This window comes from Arthrobacter sp. NamB2, assembly GCF_005281365.1.
GTDB lineage: Bacteria > Actinomycetota > Actinomycetes > Actinomycetales > Micrococcaceae > Arthrobacter_D.
On sequence record NZ_SZWI01000001.1, the window covers coordinates 744,948 to 760,860 of the forward strand.

16 protein-coding genes and 4 tRNA genes are annotated in these 15,913 nt (G+C 66.8%); 11 read left to right on the forward strand and 9 right to left on the reverse strand.

The features are described from left to right. Positions 1-25: 25 nt before the first annotated feature. Both FDK12_RS03410 and orn read right to left on the reverse strand, forming a co-directional pair. Positions 26-98: transfer RNA gene (locus tag FDK12_RS03410), tRNA-His, on the reverse strand. A 126-nt stretch (positions 99-224) separates the two neighbouring features. Further along, positions 225-827: an oligoribonuclease gene (gene orn, locus FDK12_RS03415; RefSeq protein ID WP_137368181.1), complete on the reverse strand. Its 603-nt coding sequence runs from the start codon at positions 825-827 to the stop codon at positions 225-227. A 306-nt stretch (positions 828-1,133) separates the two neighbouring features. Here orn and mptB point away from each other — a divergent pair, with 306 nt between their 5' ends. The 3 genes from mptB to FDK12_RS03430 all read left to right on the forward strand — a co-directional run bounded on the left by mptB (position 1,134) and on the right by FDK12_RS03430 (position 3,298). Further along, positions 1,134-2,654: a polyprenol phosphomannose-dependent alpha 1,6 mannosyltransferase MptB gene (gene mptB, locus FDK12_RS03420; protein WP_189636243.1), complete on the forward strand. Its 1,521-nt coding sequence runs from the start codon at positions 1,134-1,136 to the stop codon at positions 2,652-2,654. An 85-nt stretch (positions 2,655-2,739) separates the two neighbouring features. After that, positions 2,740-3,156 carry a DUF3224 domain-containing protein gene (locus FDK12_RS03425; protein ID WP_137368182.1) on the forward strand — a complete coding sequence of 139 codons (417 nt, stop codon included), beginning with the start codon at positions 2,740-2,742 and terminating at the stop codon, positions 3,154-3,156. A 69-nt stretch (positions 3,157-3,225) separates the two neighbouring features. Further along, positions 3,226-3,298, forward strand: a tRNA-Arg gene (locus FDK12_RS03430). Between the two features lie 70 nt (positions 3,299-3,368). On the opposite strand, the gene FDK12_RS03435 is transcribed toward FDK12_RS03430, so the two are convergent. Continuing rightward, positions 3,369-3,812, reverse strand: a complete 444-nt coding sequence (locus FDK12_RS03435) for a DUF6098 family protein (RefSeq protein WP_137368183.1) — start codon at positions 3,810-3,812, stop codon at positions 3,369-3,371. Between the two features lie 204 nt (positions 3,813-4,016). Between FDK12_RS03435 and ssb the strand changes: the two genes are divergently transcribed. From ssb to ettA, 3 genes are all read left to right on the forward strand, one after another. Next, entirely contained in the window at positions 4,017-4,595 is a 579-nt protein-coding gene (gene ssb, locus FDK12_RS03440; protein ID WP_137368184.1) for a single-stranded DNA-binding protein, read from the forward strand. A gap of 94 nt (positions 4,596-4,689) precedes the next feature. After that, positions 4,690-5,220: a DUF6993 domain-containing protein gene (locus FDK12_RS03445; protein WP_137368185.1), complete on the forward strand. Its 531-nt coding sequence runs from the start codon at positions 4,690-4,692 to the stop codon at positions 5,218-5,220. Between the two features lie 175 nt (positions 5,221-5,395). Then, a complete protein-coding gene (gene ettA / locus FDK12_RS03450) occupies positions 5,396-7,078 on the forward strand; it encodes an energy-dependent translational throttle protein EttA (protein ID WP_137368186.1) in 1,683 nt (560 codons plus the stop codon). 106 nt (positions 7,079-7,184) lie between these two features. Here the strand turns inward: ettA and FDK12_RS03455 are convergent, their stop codons facing one another. Continuing rightward, positions 7,185-8,105 (reverse strand): acyl-CoA thioesterase, encoded by a 921-nt coding sequence (locus tag FDK12_RS03455; protein ID WP_137368187.1) that lies wholly within the window; start codon positions 8,103-8,105, stop codon positions 7,185-7,187. Between the two features lie 141 nt (positions 8,106-8,246). Here FDK12_RS03455 and FDK12_RS03460 point away from each other — a divergent pair, with 141 nt between their 5' ends. Beyond that, positions 8,247-8,786, forward strand: coding sequence for an acyl-CoA thioesterase (locus tag FDK12_RS03460; RefSeq protein ID WP_223263050.1), 540 nt, complete (start codon positions 8,247-8,249; stop codon positions 8,784-8,786). Between the two features lie 6 nt (positions 8,787-8,792). Further along, complete coding sequence (locus FDK12_RS03465) at positions 8,793-9,449, forward strand: hypothetical protein (protein ID WP_137368188.1); 657 nt, start codon at positions 8,793-8,795, stop codon at positions 9,447-9,449. Between the two features lie 99 nt (positions 9,450-9,548). On the opposite strand, the gene FDK12_RS03470 is transcribed toward FDK12_RS03465, so the two are convergent. The 4 genes from FDK12_RS03470 to pepN form a co-directional block, all read right to left on the reverse strand. Beyond that, positions 9,549-9,977, reverse strand: a complete 429-nt coding sequence (locus FDK12_RS03470; protein ID WP_189636254.1) for a globin — start codon at positions 9,975-9,977, stop codon at positions 9,549-9,551. A gap of 119 nt (positions 9,978-10,096) precedes the next feature. After that, complete coding sequence (locus tag FDK12_RS03475; RefSeq protein WP_137368190.1) at positions 10,097-10,717, reverse strand: mechanosensitive ion channel family protein; 621 nt, start codon at positions 10,715-10,717, stop codon at positions 10,097-10,099. A 115-nt stretch (positions 10,718-10,832) separates the two neighbouring features. Next, the gene (locus FDK12_RS03480) at positions 10,833-11,318 is read right to left on the reverse strand and encodes an OsmC family protein (RefSeq protein ID WP_137368191.1); all 486 of its coding nucleotides are present in this window, start codon (positions 11,316-11,318) and stop codon (positions 10,833-10,835) included. Between the two features lie 86 nt (positions 11,319-11,404). Then, entirely contained in the window at positions 11,405-13,957 is a 2,553-nt protein-coding gene (gene pepN / locus FDK12_RS03485) for an aminopeptidase N (protein WP_137368305.1), read from the reverse strand. A 218-nt stretch (positions 13,958-14,175) separates the two neighbouring features. Between pepN and FDK12_RS03490 the strand changes: the two genes are divergently transcribed. Beyond that, entirely contained in the window at positions 14,176-14,646 is a 471-nt protein-coding gene (locus FDK12_RS03490) for a ribose-5-phosphate isomerase (RefSeq protein WP_137368192.1), read from the forward strand. Beyond that, positions 14,639-15,529: an Fpg/Nei family DNA glycosylase gene (locus tag FDK12_RS03495; protein WP_137368193.1), complete on the forward strand. Its 891-nt coding sequence runs from the start codon at positions 14,639-14,641 to the stop codon at positions 15,527-15,529. Before FDK12_RS03490 ends, FDK12_RS03495 begins: the two co-directional genes overlap by 8 nt. An 88-nt stretch (positions 15,530-15,617) precedes the next feature. Here the strand turns inward: FDK12_RS03495 and FDK12_RS03500 are convergent. After that, positions 15,618-15,688 (reverse strand) — tRNA-Gly (locus FDK12_RS03500). A gap of 113 nt (positions 15,689-15,801) precedes the next feature. Between FDK12_RS03500 and FDK12_RS03505 the strand changes: the two genes are divergently transcribed. Continuing rightward, positions 15,802-15,875: transfer RNA gene (locus tag FDK12_RS03505), tRNA-Pro, on the forward strand. The last annotated feature ends 38 nt before the right edge of the window (positions 15,876-15,913 follow it).

The following is a 15,913-nucleotide window of genomic DNA, read 5'->3' on the forward strand; positions in this document are numbered from 1 at the left end:
GGTCAGGATGTCCCTGACGACTGAGGGTGAGTAACGGGGGTTGAACCCGCGACCTCCTGGACCACAACCAGGCGCTCTGCCAACTGAGCTATACCCACCAAGTGTCTCCGCTGTCCGGCCCGTCGGATCGCTCCGTCGAAGCTGTCTGCGGAAGGCAGCGGATACAAGTTTACACACTTTTTCGTGTGCTTCCGACCGCCCGCCGGGGCGGGTGGCAGCGGCGGTCAGGAAGCGATCGTGCGGGCTATGGCCCTGCTCGTGGCCGAGTCCGGTCCGGGTGCAGGAACGAAGACTGCTGCACGGTAGTAGCGCAGCTCCCTGATGGAGTCCTCGATATCACCCAGCGCCCTGTGTCCGCCGGTCTTCGCAGGAGCCTGGAAGTAGGCACGGGTGTACCAGCGGCGTGCGAGTTCCTTGATGGTGGACACGTCGATGATGCGGTAGTGCAGGTAGTCGACGACGAGCGGCATGTCGCGGACGAGGAAGTTGCGGTCCGTTCCTACGGAATTACCCGCGAGCTGCGCCTTTCGAGGCTCCGGGACCCACTTCCGGATGTAGCTGAGAACCTGTTCCTGCGCGTCCTCCATCGTGATGCCGCCGTCCAGTTCCTCGAGCAGGCCTGAGGTGGTGTGCATGTCGCGGACGAAATCGCCCATCTGGGCGAGAGCTTCGGCAGTGGGTCTGATCACGACGTCCACACCGTCTCCCAGGATGTTGAGCTCGGAATCGGTCACGAGGACGGCCACCTCGATCAGGGCGTCGTTGACGAGGTCCAGTCCCGTCATCTCGCAGTCGATCCAGACGATGTGTTCATTCGATATCGGCATCAGACCAATGTACCGCTCGGCCCTGACCCCGCGGCGCCGCCCCAGGCCGTGCGCTTCCTGGTCCCGCTCCATGTCAGGGGCGGCCTGTCGATGCCGATCCCACAGCCTGCCCATACGGTGCAGGCGGAGGCCCGGTGCTAATATTCGAACAGTTCGCTCAGGCCTGCGGGGAGATCTGGGTGACCCTGCTGCTTCCGGCAAGGGTGCCGCACCGCGGACGCCCGCCGTCCACCGCATGACGGTGGAAGGTCTGAGAACGAGGGCGTTCCACGCCGACTCCTGCTTGCCGAAGATTGGATTTTCCAGATGCCCGCCCAGGTCCCGCTCACCGAGATCGAGACGCAGCCGGGCCCCAACCGACCCAATGTCGCCGTCCTCCAGGGATTCATCGGGTCCCTGATGATGTGGATGGGATCGCTCGGGGTTGGCTGGCTTTCACTCGCCTCCGCCGAACTGCGCCGTCATCCGATCATCATCTGGCTCCGCTTCGAACCCGCCGGGGCCGTGCTGTCCGTCCTGGTCCTGGCGCTGGGCGGGATGCTGCTGATCCGGGCGTGGCTCCGGCTCGGTCAACGGTTGAACGGCTGGTCCGACGAGACACGCCCCTATCTCCTGAAGGCCATCGTCGCTTGGACGATCCCACTCGCAGCAGCGCTTCCGCTGTTCAGCAGGGACGTGTTCGCCTACATCGCGCAGGGCCAGGTCATGGTGGCCAAACTCAACCCCTACGTCGACGGCTATTCGCAGATCTCCAACTACCTGCAGATCGGCGCCGACGATCTGTGGGCTCAGAGCCCCACCCCTTACGGGCCGGTCTTCCTCTGGATCGAAGAGGGCATCGTCAGGATCACCGGAGGACACCCCGACACGTCGATCATCCTTTTCAGGGTCGTCGCGCTGATCGGGGTCGCGCTGTGCGTCTATTTCGTCCCGAAACTTGCCGAGCTGCACTCCATCAACGCCAACCGGGCGCTCTGGCTGACGGCAGCCAACCCACTCTTCCTGATCAACTTCGTCGCCGCGATCCACAATGACGCACTGATGATCGGCCTGGCGCTCGCGGGTCTCTACTTCGCCGCAGCCAAACGGCCCGTGCTCGGTATCCTGCTCATCACCCTGTCCGTCGGCATCAAACCGATCACATTGATCTTCCTGCCGTTCGTGGGGCTCATGTGGGCCGGCAGGGGGGCGTCCTGGCCGCGGCGCTTCCTCTACTGGTTCCTGACGGCAGGGCTGTGCCTCGGCATCCTGTGGATCATGGGCCTCGTGAACACCTTCGGATTCGGATGGGTCGGAGCGCTGAGTACCCCGGGAAGCGTGTGGATCTGGTACGCGCCGGTCGGTTTCATCGGACTCGTCATCGCTACGCTCGGTGACGCGCTCGGCCTCCGCGGATGGGACCTCGCCAACGCGTTCCATACCCTTGCGCGGGTTGCGTCCCTCGTGATCATCGCGTTCCAGGTCCTCCGCGGCGACCACAGCCGGCTCGTGCGACGGCTGGCGTTCTCCCTCGCCGCGATCGTCATGCTGGCACCCATGATCCAGTCCTGGTACGTCGTCTGGCTCATCCCGCTCTTCGCGGTGACCGGTATCCGCGACGACTGGCAGGTCAAGTTCCTCTACGTCACCGTCGCCTTCTTCATGGTCTACGCGATCTCGGACCAGCTCGACATCTTCCCCTACTTCGACCTGAGTCTCGCGATGGCGCGCCAGCTCGCTGCTGTCGCCGCCCTCGGCTTCGCGCTGTACCTCGTCTTCCTGGACCGCAGTACGAAGGTATTGTTCCGTCGTCGTTACCAGCCCCTCGCACCGGGGCAACTGCACTGATCCCGGTCGGTGCGGTCGGCACGCAGGAGCCGGAGCCGCACAGATGCGGCATGCATGACACCCACGGAGCGGCAATACTAAGCAGATGACTGATACAGGAACGACGACGTACAGCGGCGAGTACGAGATCACCGCCTGGGACGCGGAAGCCTATTCGGCACCGGGCAGCACCGGGGAGCTGTCCAGGGTCAGGGCGGAGAAAGTCTTCGAGGGGGACATCAGCGGCACCAGCACCGCCGAACTCCTGATGGCGGGGAACGACGTCGGCGCCGGTTACGTGGCGTCCGAACAGTTCGTCGGGTCGGTCGGGGACCGGAACGGAACGATGACCGTCCAGCACTGGGGGGTCGCGGAGGGGGCGGAAGCAGCGAGTTCGGGGCACATCATTCCCGGATCGGGAACCGGCGGACTCAGCGGCATCTCGGGCAAGGCCATCTACTCCCAGGACCCGGACGGCCAGCACCGCCTCGAGCTCAAAGTGGTCTTCACCGCCGACGAGTAGTGGCGTTCCGGGCGCCTCACCCAACAGTGCGCCGCTCATGGTAACCGCGGATAGTAAACTGGGTGAGCTGCCTCCGTAGCTCAGGGGATAGAGCAGGGGCCTTCTAATCCTCTGGTCGCAGGTTCGAATCCTGCCGGGGGCACAGCACGAGGGCCGGACGCCGATGCGTCCGGCCCTTCGCATTCCTCGGCCCGGTGCCCGAGCGCAGGGTCTCAGGGACGGTTGCCCGTGTCGAAGCGTTCATCGTAGACCCGCTCTGCCTCCTGAAGAAGTCCGTCATGCAGCCGACCGAGCGGCTCCACCTCGGCAAGTAGCGGCTCACAGTCCGGACCGCGGCCGACGCAGGACCCGGTGAGCACCCAGGGATACCTTTCCTCGTCCTCCGCCAGATGCCGGTACTGGCAGATCTGCCGTGCCAGCCAGTCCTCGATGGGGCGGGTCCACCACTGCTCGGGTGTGAGCGGGTTGACGGACAACCCCGGCAGCGCGAGCCCGCTCTCGCCGTCCTCGCTCGTCGAATCGCGGTCTGCCTCGTAGCCGCAGGAGTAGCGGAGGTACACAGTCTCCGCGCCCCGTACGAGAGCGGCCAGTTCCTCGAGCGAGCCGATCACGCGGTCGTCGGCTCCGATGGTGTCGTGACGTGATGCAGTTTCCATCCCTCCACGCTAGGAAAACGGGCGGCATCAGCTCAAGGGACTATTGCTGCGAGCCGGTTGCTTCCCCTCCGGGCTTCCGTGGCCTAGCCAGCCGGAGCGTTGTCCACATAGGGGTGAGCGGCGCCGACCGTTTCCGACGTGCGGCGAAGACTGGACCCAGGCCGGCACGTATCGCCGCCCTTCGGACCTACGGAAGGACAGATCATGACTGACATCATCACCGTGCGGGGCTACGTCGCCACAGAGGTACGGCTCTCCCTGGCTCAGAGCGGTCTTCCGATCACGGGATTCCGCATGTGCTCGACAGAACGCCGATTCGACAGGGAGACCAACGCGTGGGTGGACGGCCACACGAACTGGTACTCGGTGTCGATGTTCCGGCAGCTGGCGACCAATGCCGGAGCCAGCATCAAGAAGGGTGACCGCGTGATTGTCGCCGGGCGCCTGCGGATCCGTCCCTGGATCAACGCGGACGGACGGACGGGCACCTCGGTCGAGATCGATGCGGACACCGCCGGCCACGATCTCATGTGGGGTACCGCGAACTTCAGGCGGACGACGGCGGACCGGAGCGAGGCGCTTCCCGGTGCGGGTACTGATGATCCCTCCGGCCTTCAGGCCGGCAGCGGCATGCCGGACGGCGACGTCCCGGACACCGTGGACCCCGCAACGGGTGAGCTCTACGAGACATCGCACGGTCCAGGGCTGGGCGAAGCGGCCGCGATCGGTGAAGGTAGCAGGGATCGCGACGGCACCCTGGATCCGGAGGCCGTACCGTTCTAGCCGGGTCGACGGAGGAGGAACGGGAGGATCACACAGCGCGGCAACGGCGGCAGCGCGGACGCAGGGGAGCGGCGCGCGTGGCAGGATGAAACGCGTGACTAGTGCCACTCTCCCCGAGCAGAACCCCCGAAGGCCCAGCCTGGAGAGGGTTCTGACCGTGCTGGTGACCGGCGCCCTCCTCGCGTTGACGTCGTGCACGGCAACCCCTGGCCCCGCTCCTCTGGCTACTGCGGGCAGCGGTGCCTCCGCGGTAGCAACCCCTCCGGGCGAAGGGGCGGGCGGGTCGGAGTCGACGGCCGCGCCCGACGAGACGCCGTCGGACGCCGCAAGAATCGCCGCCGCCGTCGAAGGTGCGCTGCGGACGCTGGCAAGTGCGCAGGCCTCGGTGACGAGCGCCGAGGTACGGACAGCGATCGAGCAGGGTTTCGCTGATGCCGGATCCGTGCCCGACTCCGTGGAGGTGTCCATCGACCGCACGCCGACAGGGCTCGATGTCGACTCCATCCAGGGCGCGGGCCGTACAGGAGAGACGTGCATCGTCGGCGAGGTTCGCGAGGGAACGGTCTCGGTGACGCTGCTACCGGCTCTGGCCACCGGTCTGTGCTTCGTCGGCGACCAACGCTAGCGGGCTCGTACCTGCGGGCTGGGTGCTTCCGTGGAGGGCGCTCAGCGTTATGAGCATTCGTCCCGCGTGCAGCTGTTCCTGCCGGGCGGATTCCCTTGGCTGACCTCCTGCGACCGGGGTGCCGGCAGGCCCCGCGAATGTGAGAAGACGGTAGCCAACCACTAGCCTTAGAGGCATGGCGGAATTTATCTACACAATGACCAAGGCGCGCAAGGCCGTTGGCGACAAAGTTATCCTCGACGACGTCAGCATGTCGTTCTTCCCGGGCGCGAAGATCGGCGTGGTCGGACCCAATGGCGCGGGTAAGTCGACCATCCTGAAGATCATGGCGGGCATGGACACTCCCTCCAACGGCGAAGCACGTCTGAGCCCCGGCTACACGGTCGGCATTCTCCTGCAGGAACCGCCCCTGAACGAGGAGAAGACCGTGCTCGGCAACGTCCAGGAGGGCGTGGGCGAGATCTACGGGAAGATCCAGCGGTTCAACGAGATCTCGGAAGAGATGGCCAGTCCGGACGCGGACTACGACACGCTCCTCGATGAGATGGGCAAGCTGCAGGAAGCCATCGACGCCGCCGATGCGTGGGATCTCGACTCCCAGCTCGAGCAGGCGATGGATGCGCTGCGGTGCCCGCCGCCGGACGCCGACGTCCGCGTCCTCTCCGGAGGTGAGCGTCGCCGGGTCGCCCTGTGCAAGCTCCTCCTGCAGAAGCCGGACCTCCTCCTCCTCGACGAGCCCACCAACCACCTCGACGCCGAGAGCGTGCTCTGGCTCGAGCAGCATCTCAAGTCCTATGCGGGTGCGGTCCTGGCCGTCACCCACGACCGGTACTTCCTCGACCACGTCGCCGAGTGGATCGCCGAGGTCGACCGCGGCCACCTCTATCCGTACGAAGGCAACTACTCGACCTACCTCGAGAAGAAGCGCGCCCGGCTCGAAGTCCAGGGCAAGAAGGACCAGAAACTCTCGAAGCGCCTGAGCGATGAACTCGAGTGGGTCCGGTCCAATGCCAAGGGACGCCAGACGAAGTCGAAGGCTCGCCTCAACCGCTACGAGGAGATGGCTGCGGAAGCCGAGCGCACCAGGAAACTCGACTTCGAGGAGATTCAGATCCCGCCGGGCCCCCGGCTCGGCAGCCAGGTCATCGAGGCACACAACCTGCGCAAGGGCTACGACGAGCGCATCCTCATCGACGGACTGTCCTTCTCGCTGCCGCGCAACGGCATCGTCGGTGTCATCGGACCCAACGGTGTCGGCAAGACCACGCTGTTCAAGACCATCGTCGGGCTCGAGCCGCTCGACGGCGGAGAACTCCGGATCGGCGAATCGGTCAAGATCTCCTACGTGGACCAGTCGCGGGGAGGAATCGACCCGAACAAGTCGCTGTGGGAAGTCGTCTCCGACGGCCTCGACTTCATCCAGGTCGGACAGGTGGAAATGCCGTCCCGCGCCTATGTCTCGGCCTTCGGTTTCAAGGGCCCGGACCAGCAGAAGAAGGCGGGGGTTCTCTCCGGTGGAGAGCGGAACCGGCTGAACCTGGCCATGACGCTCAAGCAGGGCGGCAATCTGTTGCTGCTCGATGAGCCCACCAACGACCTCGACGTCGAGACGCTCTCGAGCCTCGAGAACGCGCTACTCGAATTCCCGGGCTGCGCCGTTGTCGTCTCGCACGATCGGTGGTTCCTGGACCGGGTGGCGACCCACATCCTGTCCTACGAGGGCACGGAGGAAGACCCGGACAACTGGTACTGGTTCGAGGGCAACTTCGACGCCTACGAGCAGAACAAGGTGGAGCGCCTCGGGGCCGACGCCGCGAAGCCGCACCGCGTCACGCACCGCCGCCTCACGCGCGACTAGCATCACCGCACGACAGGAGGGACACGGCTCGAAGCCGTGTCCCTCCTGTCGTTCGTCGCTTCGTCCAGCGGTACTCCCGGGGGAGGGCGAGTACCGGGCGCAGCGCTCACGCAGGCGGAATCCTGACCATCCCCTCCTGCGCGACACTGGCGACGAGGTCTCCGTTACGGCTGTAGATGCGACCTGCGGCGAGTCCACGGGCTCCGGATGCGCTCGGAGAACTTTGCACGTACAGCAGCCATTCGTCCACGCGCACCGGGCGGTGCCACCACATCGCATGGTCGAGGCTCGCGACGCTCATGCCGGGCTGGATCCAGCTGAGGCCGTGGGGACGCAGTATGGACTCCAGCAGCGTGTAGTCGCTGGCGTAGGCGAGGGCGGCGCGATGGACGTTCGGGTCGTCCGGCATCGGTCCCAGGCTGCGCATCCAGACCGCGTTCCGGGGCTCCCGTGAACCCTCGTTCGAGAGATACAGCGGCGCGTCGATGTGCCGGATGTCGAAGGGGCGGTCATACGCCCACGCACGTGCCACAGGATGATCCAGACCGCCGAGGATATCGGCTGTCGATGGCAGGCTCTCGGGGTCGGGCACGTCGCCGGGCATCGGATCCTGGTGGACGATGCCGCCGTCGGGCTCCTGGAAGGACGCGATCATCGACAGGATAGGCACACCGTTCTGGTAGGCGTGGGTCCGGCGAGCCGAGAAGGAACGCCCGTCGCGCAGGCGCTGCACGCCGAAGGTGATGGGTTGATCCGCGTCACCCGCCCGCAGGAAATAGGCGTGCATGGAGTGCACGTCCCGCGTCCGGTCCACGGTCCGCATGGCCGCGATGAGTGACTGGGCGAGCACCTGACCGCCGAAGACGCGGCGGCTCGGCTGGCGCGCGGAGCCGCCGACGAAGATCTCCTCGTCGGTCTGCGCTCCCTCCGCGCTGCTGAGGTCGAGCAGGTCCAGGAGTGCTGCCGTCGGATCCTTCCTTGGCTCTCGTACCGCCGGTGCTTCAGGTGTTGGCGCTTGTTCTGCCATCGTCGGGTGTCTCCTCGTGGAACAGGTGCTGTGGAAGGGGAGGGCGAGCGTCGACCGGACCAGCCATCGCGGACACTCCAGGCACCTACTGACAGTAGACGGAGCCGTATATGCGCTCAAGGCGGGTGTACGCCAGCGCTCATGGCCTTGCTCACACTGCGCGCCCTGACGGCGCCCGAATGGCACCGGCCCGACGGCGTCTGGAAGGATGGCTTCATGCCCCCGGTCCACACCATTCCCCTCCAGTTGCGATTTGGCGACGAGGATTCCTACGGACACGTGAACAACGTCCGTTTCCTGCAGTTCCTGGAGGACGCGCGGGTGCTGCTGATGAGTGAGTCGCAGCCGGGGGGATCCTTCATGGACCTCGTCGACCCTGACCACTACACCCTCGTCGGCCGGCAGGAGATCGAATACCGGGCTCCCTTGAACTTCAGCACCACACCTGCGGCCGTCGACCTGTGGGTCACCGATATCGGCGGATCGAGCTTCGAACTGGGCTACGCCGTGCGGGATCAGGTGGTGCTGGAAGGCAGCACCACGAGTGCGGTAGCTGCGACCACCATGGTCCTGGTCAGCCGCAGCACCGGGCGCCCGGTCCGTCTGTCGGAGAGCCAGAAGGACATCCTCTCGACCTGGCGCGGACCGGCTGTGGCCTTCCGTCGCCCGCGCGGCAGGTAGCGCGCCGTGCCGTCCCCCACGCTGCGCTTCGGAGACAAGCAGACGGTTGCCGATTTACAGACGTTTACTGCCCGGGCGCGGGCCACCGAGGACGGCGGCATGCGGCTGCTCACGGCCGGTTCCGTCCTGGCGGCCTATGTCTGCACGCTTCGTCCCACCGTCCTCGGTGAGCCGGTTCCGACGGTGCTCGGACTGCGAACCATGGCACTCGGTGCCGGCGCGGATGTCGACGTGACGGTGTCGCTGGGGTCGGTCCTCGACCGACTGGCCCGGATGGGGGACGACGACGTCGAATTCCCCGTGCCGACCGTGACCGCGACGGAGAACTGGGCCGGGGTCCTGCCGCCGCGGTCCGGATGGGTGCACGAAGGAATGGTGCCGTGCGATGCGCTCGAGCAGGCGGCGAAGGACGGTATCGGGGCCGTGGCACGAGGCCTTCCCGATCGGGCGGGCGCGCCCCTCGTGAGCAGCGTCCGGGCCGCGGTCTGGGGACGCCCGCTGGAAGGGGTTCCCGGTTCGGTAGCGGCAGGAGCTGCATTCGGTGCGTTCAGCCTGGGATTCCTCGAGCCGGGAGCGGACGCGACGATCCGCACGAAGGGACGCTGGTCCCGCGTGAGCACGGGCCGCGGGCACGTCCTCGTGCGCGCTGCTGCCATCTTCTGAGTTCTTCGAGGACCGGCGTGCATCGGCCCCGTGTGGCGGGTGGCCCGGACGAAGCGCACCATCGATGCATGGCTGGTCGGACCGATCGGTGGGCAGACCTCAATCCGCGGCGTTCACCATCGAGTGTGCGGCACGGTCGAGGTAGTCCCACAGGGTCGCCTCATGCAGGGGAGCCAGGTCCAGGGAATCGACGGCGGCGCGCATGTGCAGGAGCCACCGGTCCCTCGCCTCGGGCCCGACGCGGAAGGGCATGTGCCTCATGCGGAGCCTCGGGTGTCCCCGTTGCTCCCCGTAGGTCTTCGGCCCGCCCCAGTACTGCTCGAGGAAGAGCAGAAGGCGTTCCTTCGCGGGGCCGAGGTCCTGCTCCGGATACATGGGACGGAGGACGTCGTCCCGCGCCACGCCGTCGTAGAAGGTGTCGACGAGCCTCACGAACGTCTCGTGGCCGCCCACCGTGTCGTAGAAGTTGTCCGTGTACTGGGGCTGGGTGAAACCCTGGCCCGCGGCGACGAGGCGCTCGACGGGCAGCGCTGCCCGCGCTCCCGGGGGCTGCGCAAGCAGGGGCGGTTCGCCCGATGGCGCGGCGGAACCGGCGTGCTGCGCGTCCTCGCCGGAGTCCGTCTCACGGGTGGGGTGCTCGGACGAACTCATGACTGCCCCTCCGCCGCCGCCTGTGCAGGTTCCGGCGGCGCCACGTAGTTGCCCTGCGACCTGTTGCCCACCTTGGTGATGTCCCCGTTCCGGACGTACCAGATAGCTCCGTTCTCGTCGACCATGCGGGTGATCCGCAGCCCGAGCGACTGCACGACGCCCACCGTGTCACCGACCTCGATCGTGTCGCCGATCCCGTACTGGTCCTCGATCGTGATGAAGAACCCCAGGAAGGCATCCCGGATCACCTCGCGTGCACCGAAACCGATGGCGATACCGACGATGCCCACGCTCGCAAGGATCGGACCGATATTGAAGCCGAGGGTATCGATGGCCATGAGGGTCGCGACGATGGCGATGGTCCCGGCAGCGACGCTCGACATCAGGCCGCCGATCGTCTCCGCCCGCTGGACGCGACGAGCACTGTCGAAGGGACGGAGCACAGGCTGCGCCCACTTGAAGTGCGGCTTCTTGAAGACGCTGTAGCCGTCCTGGACGCGCTTCACGGAGCGCGCGATGAGGTAGCGGACAACGAGCCATAGGAGCACGGCGCCGATCAGGATGATCAGCGCGCCGATGACCTGGCCGCCATAACCGAGGGAGGGAAGGAATGTCATGGGGATCGCTTTCATGCAGGGGATCCGGGGGAGTCCGCCACAGGGAGCCGGAAGGCGCGGGGACGCCTTAACAGGCTACAGCGGCGGGCGCGGCCCGACGACGGGGGCGTGCTCGTCACGAGTGCTGCGGCGTGGGGCCGGACGTCGGCTCGTGGTGCACGGGGAAGTTCACGGACCGGGCGATGAAGCACAGCCGGTTCGCCTCCCCGTGCAGCGAGTCGGCCAGTGAGGCCTGGGCTTCGTCCAGCAACTCCACGTGGGGGCGCAGCACGACGCCGGTGAACTCACCGCTGCCGTCCCGGTTGAGACGCAGCGAGCCGGTCGCCGTGTCGCGGTAGCCCGTCACGATCACACCGTTCTTCACGGCGACGTGGAGGTAGGACAGCATGTGGCACTGCGCGACGGCGGCCAGCAGCAGCTGTTCGGGATTCCAGCGCTCCTTCGTGCCGTGGAAGGTGGGATCGGCGGTCCCGAGGAGAAGCCCCGGGCCGTCGACGTCCACCTCGTGGTCACGGCTGTAGGACCGGTAGCCGGAAGTACCGGAACCGAGGTTGCCCGTCCAGCGGATCCGTGCCGAGTAGTGGTGCTCCTGCAGATTCATGGATCGACCCTAGTACGCTCTCGGGACGCGCCGGGACAGGCACGGAGGGGACAGCGACGTCGTCCTCCTCCGTGCCGGTCGACCTGCTACCTGTCGGCCGCCTGCGCCCTGAGGGCGCGCTCGATTCCGTCCCGGCTCTCCAGGACCAACCGGCGGAGGGAAGGCGATGCCTCCCCGAGCTCCGCGAGGAACGCGTCGGTCCGGTCCAGCGTCGCCTGGGTCGTCAGCAGCGAGGGATAGAGACCCACGATGATCTGCTGGGCGATCTCGTGCGTGCGGGTGGCCCAGACGTCCTGGATCGAGGCGAAGTACTTCTCGACGAACGGCTCGAGGAGTGCGCGCTCGTGCACCCGAGAGAAGCCCGCGATCATGGAGCGCTGCGTCGAGTTCGGCAGGTCGGCGGAATCCACCAGCGCGGACCAGGCCGCTTCCTTGGCCTCGGGTGTCGGAACGGCCGCACGTGCTCCGGCGGCCGCGAGCTGACCCGTCGCCGTCGTATCGCGGGCGAGTTCCGCATCGATCTCGGACTGACCGTACCGGCCGCCCACCACGAGACTGGTCAGCAGCTCCCAACGAAGGTCCTGATCGACGCTGAGGCCGGCAGGAACGCGCTCGCCGGTCAGGAGTGCCTCGACGGTGTCGAGGTGCCGGGCGGTGCGGGCGTGGGACGAGAACGCCTTCGTGAACTGCAGTTGCGCGTCCGACCCGGCCTCGGCCTCCAGCGCGAGGTCGAGGAGGCTGTCCGCGGCTGCATCGCCCATCGCCTCGCGATCGTCGGGATTGACGTAGAACGCGAGCGTCGAGGCCAGCTGACGGAGCAGGACGAGCACGACGGAGGAGTCCGATTCCGCGCCGATGTTCTGCAGCACCAGCTCCACGTAGTCGCGTGCAGGCGTCTCGCCGTCGCGGGCGGCGTCCCAGGCCGATGCGAGGACGAGCGTACGGGGGAGTGACTCCCTGAAGTCCTTCACATGCCGCACCGAGGTGCGGAGAGAGGCAGGGTCGAGTCGGATCTTCGCGTAGGCGAGGTCGTCGTCGTTCAGCAGCACGAGCGCCGGCTGCCTGCGGCCCACGAGGTCCTCGACCTCCGTGCGCTCGCCGTCGACGTCGAGCTCGACCCGGTGCGTGCGCACCAGCGCGCCGTCGTCGTCGTGGTCGTAGAAACCGACGGCGAGGCGGTGCGGGCGGATCGTGGGGAAGGCCTCGATCGCGGTCTGCAGGATGGCGAACGAGGTGATGGTGCCGTCGTCGTCCGTGCTGAACTCGGGACGCAGCGTGTTGACGCCCGCGGTCTCGAGCCAGAGTGCGGACCAGGCCTTCAGGTCGCGGCCGCTGGCCGCCTCGAGCTCGGACAGGAGATCGACGAGTTCGGTGTTCTTCCAGGAGTGCTTCGCGAAGTACTGGCGCACGCCCTCCATGAACTTGTCCTGTCCCACCCAGGCCACCAGCTGCTTGAGCACCGACGCGCCCTTCGCATACGTGATTCCGTCGAAGTTGACCTGCACGTCCTCGAGGTCGTTGATCTGCGCCACGATGGGGTGGGTCGAGGGAAGCTGGTCCTGCCGGTAGGCCCAGCCCTTCTCGAGGATGGCGAAGGTCGTCCACGACTGCGTGAACTCCGTCGCCTCGGCCGCGGCGAGCGTGGACATGAACTCCGCGAACGACTCGTTCAGCCAGAGGTCGTTCCACCAGCGCATCGTCACGAGATCCCCGAACCACATGTGCGCGAGCTCGTGGAGGATCGTGATCGCACGGCGCTCGATCGTCGCGTCCGGCACGCGGGAGCGGAACACGTAGGTCTCGAGGAAGGTGACGGCACCGGCATTCTCCATCGCGCCGGCGTTGAACTCGGGGACGAAGAGCTGGTCGTACTTCGCGAAGGGGTACGGAGTGCCGAACTGTTCCTCGTAGAACTCGAAACCCTGGCGCGTCAGCTCAAAGATGTTCTCCGCGTCCATGTACTGCATCAGCGACTTGCGGGCGAAGACGCCGAGCGGGATCGTCCGGCCGTCCGAGCTCGTCAGCTCGCTGCGCACGGACTGGTACGGCCCGGCGATGAGCGCGGTCACGTAGGAGGACATGACCGGCGTGGGGTCGAAGTACCACGTCGAGTTCGCTCCGGCGTCAGCGTCGGAACCGGCCTGCACAGGTTCGGGCGTGGGCGCATTGGAGATCACATCCCAGTGCGAGGGCGCCGTCACGGCGAAGCGGAACGTCGCCTTCAGGTCCGGCTGCTCGAACACTGCGAAGACCCGGCGCGAATCGGGCACCTCGAACTGCGTGTAGAGGTAGACCTCGCCGTCCACGGGGTCGGTGAAGCGGTGGAGCCCCTCTCCGGTGTTCATGTAAAGCATGTCCGCCTCTACGACGAGGGTGTTGCTGGCGGAGAGCGCGGGTAGCTGTATCCGCACGCCGTCGGCGACCTCGGCTGCGTCGAGCTCCACCCCGTTCAGTTCGACGCGGTGCACGGTGTCGGTCACTGCGTCGATGAAGGTCGAGGCTCCCTGCCGGGCGTCAAAAGAGACGACCGTCGTCGACCGGAACACACGGTCACCGCGCGTCAGGTCGACGGTGACGTCATAGGAGTGGACAGAGAGCAGTTCGGCGCGCGTGCGTGCTTCGTCGCGCGTCAGGTTCAGACCGGGCAAGGATCGCCTCCAGGGTGGGTTGCGGGTACGGCGCGTGTGATGCGGGTTACGCGCGATTCGTATTCTCTCATCCGATGCGGCGCCGTCATCCGCTTGGTCTCCATCTGGCGACGCGCACTAGGCTGGGACCGTCCTGCCGCCGGGCGGACGTCACACCCCACCGCCGGTTCGTCCGGTGCCATCCACGCCAGACAAAGGAACAGATCGCCATGCGCGTCCACCTCGCCACAGACCACGCCGGCATGGAGCTGAGCGCCCACCTGCTCTCGCACCTCACCGCAGCGGGATACGACGTCGTCGACCACGGACCGACGTCCTACGACCCCGAGGACGACTACCCCTCGTTCTGCATCAATGCGGCGGAGGCTGTCGTGGCCGACCAGGCGCAGGGCACCGAGGCACTCGGGATCGTTCTCGGCGGCTCGGGGAACGGCGAGCAGATCGCAGCGAACAAGGTGCGTGGAGTGCGGGCAGCACTTGCCTGGAACCTGGACACCGCGCGCCTCGCGCGCCAGCACAACGACGCGAACGTGATCGCCGTCGGTGGCCGCCAGCACTCGGTCGAGGAGGCGACGGCGATCATCGAGGCCTTCCTCGCCGAACCGTTCAGCGGCGCCGAGCGACACGCGCGGAGGATCGCGCAGATCGCACTGTACGAGGGATCCGGGCGCGTTGCCTGAGGGCCATTCGGTCCACCGGCTCGCGCAGCAGTTCACCTCGGTCTTCGTCGGTGAGCGACTCGCGGTGTCGAGTCCCCAGGGCCGTTTCTCCGCTGGTGCCGCGCAACTGGATGGCGCCACGCTGCTCAGCGCCCTGGCCCACGGAAAGCAGATGTTCCTGCGGTTCGACAACGACCGCGTGCTGCGCGTGCACCTCGGCCTCTACGGCGCGTGGAGCTTCGGCGGCGACGCGACGTTCCGCGGCGCTTCGAGCATCGGTGCTCCGCGCAGGGTGGGTGAGACGGAGCAGGCCTCCGACGAGGGCGAGCCCGGCGGGACGGCGTCGTACAGCGGCCCGCCCGCTCCCGTCGGAGCCGTCAGGGTACGCCTCGTCTCGGCTCACGGCTGGGCCGACCTGCGCGGGCCGACCGCGTGCGAGGTCATCAGTGCGGCGGAGGAGAAGGCGGCACGGTCGAAGCTCGGCCCCGATCCGCTTCAGGCCGGGTCGGACGGGTCGGTCTTCGTCCGGAAGCTGACGTCGAGCGTGACGCCGGTCGGCATCCAGCTGATGAACCAGTCCGTCGTCGCAGGGATCGGGAACGTCTACCGCGCCGAGGTGCTCTTCCTGCAGGGCATCAATCCGTGGCGGCCCGGCCGGCAGGTCCGCGAGGACGAAGCGGCCGCCATCTGGACGGACACCGTGCGGCTGATGAGGGACGGCGTGCGCGAAGGACGCATCGTGACGACGACGGCCGAGGCGAGGAACGGACGCCCGAAGCGCTCAGCGCCGCACTACGTGTACAAGCGCACCGGAGAACCGTGCCGACGCTGCGGAACCCCGATCCTGACCGGGGAGTTGGCTGCGCGCAAGGTGTACTGGTGCCCTCGGTGCCAGGCGGAGTGACGGGAGTGCGCACCACCCGTGGAGCAGGGGCTTAAAAGCCCATCACCCGGACGGCGGGTCCGGGTGATGGTGGCCTCGCGGCCGGAAGAGGGGATGACGGGAATCGAACCCGCGTAATCAGTTTGGAAGACTGAGGCTTTACCATTAAGCTACATCCCCGCAGAGGGTCCTCGCGGTGCCCCTCGGAACGCATATAACTACACCACAGCTGCCGCGCTATCGCCAAATGTGCGCGGCAGGCGCAAAGATGCGTAGACTGTCACTCGCACTTACGGGGTGTAGCTCAGCTTGGTAGAGCGCCTGCTTTGGGAGCAGGAAGTCGCAGGTTCAACTCCTGTCACCCCGACTCTGTCGTGTGATGAAGAAAACGCCTCCACTGCAGAA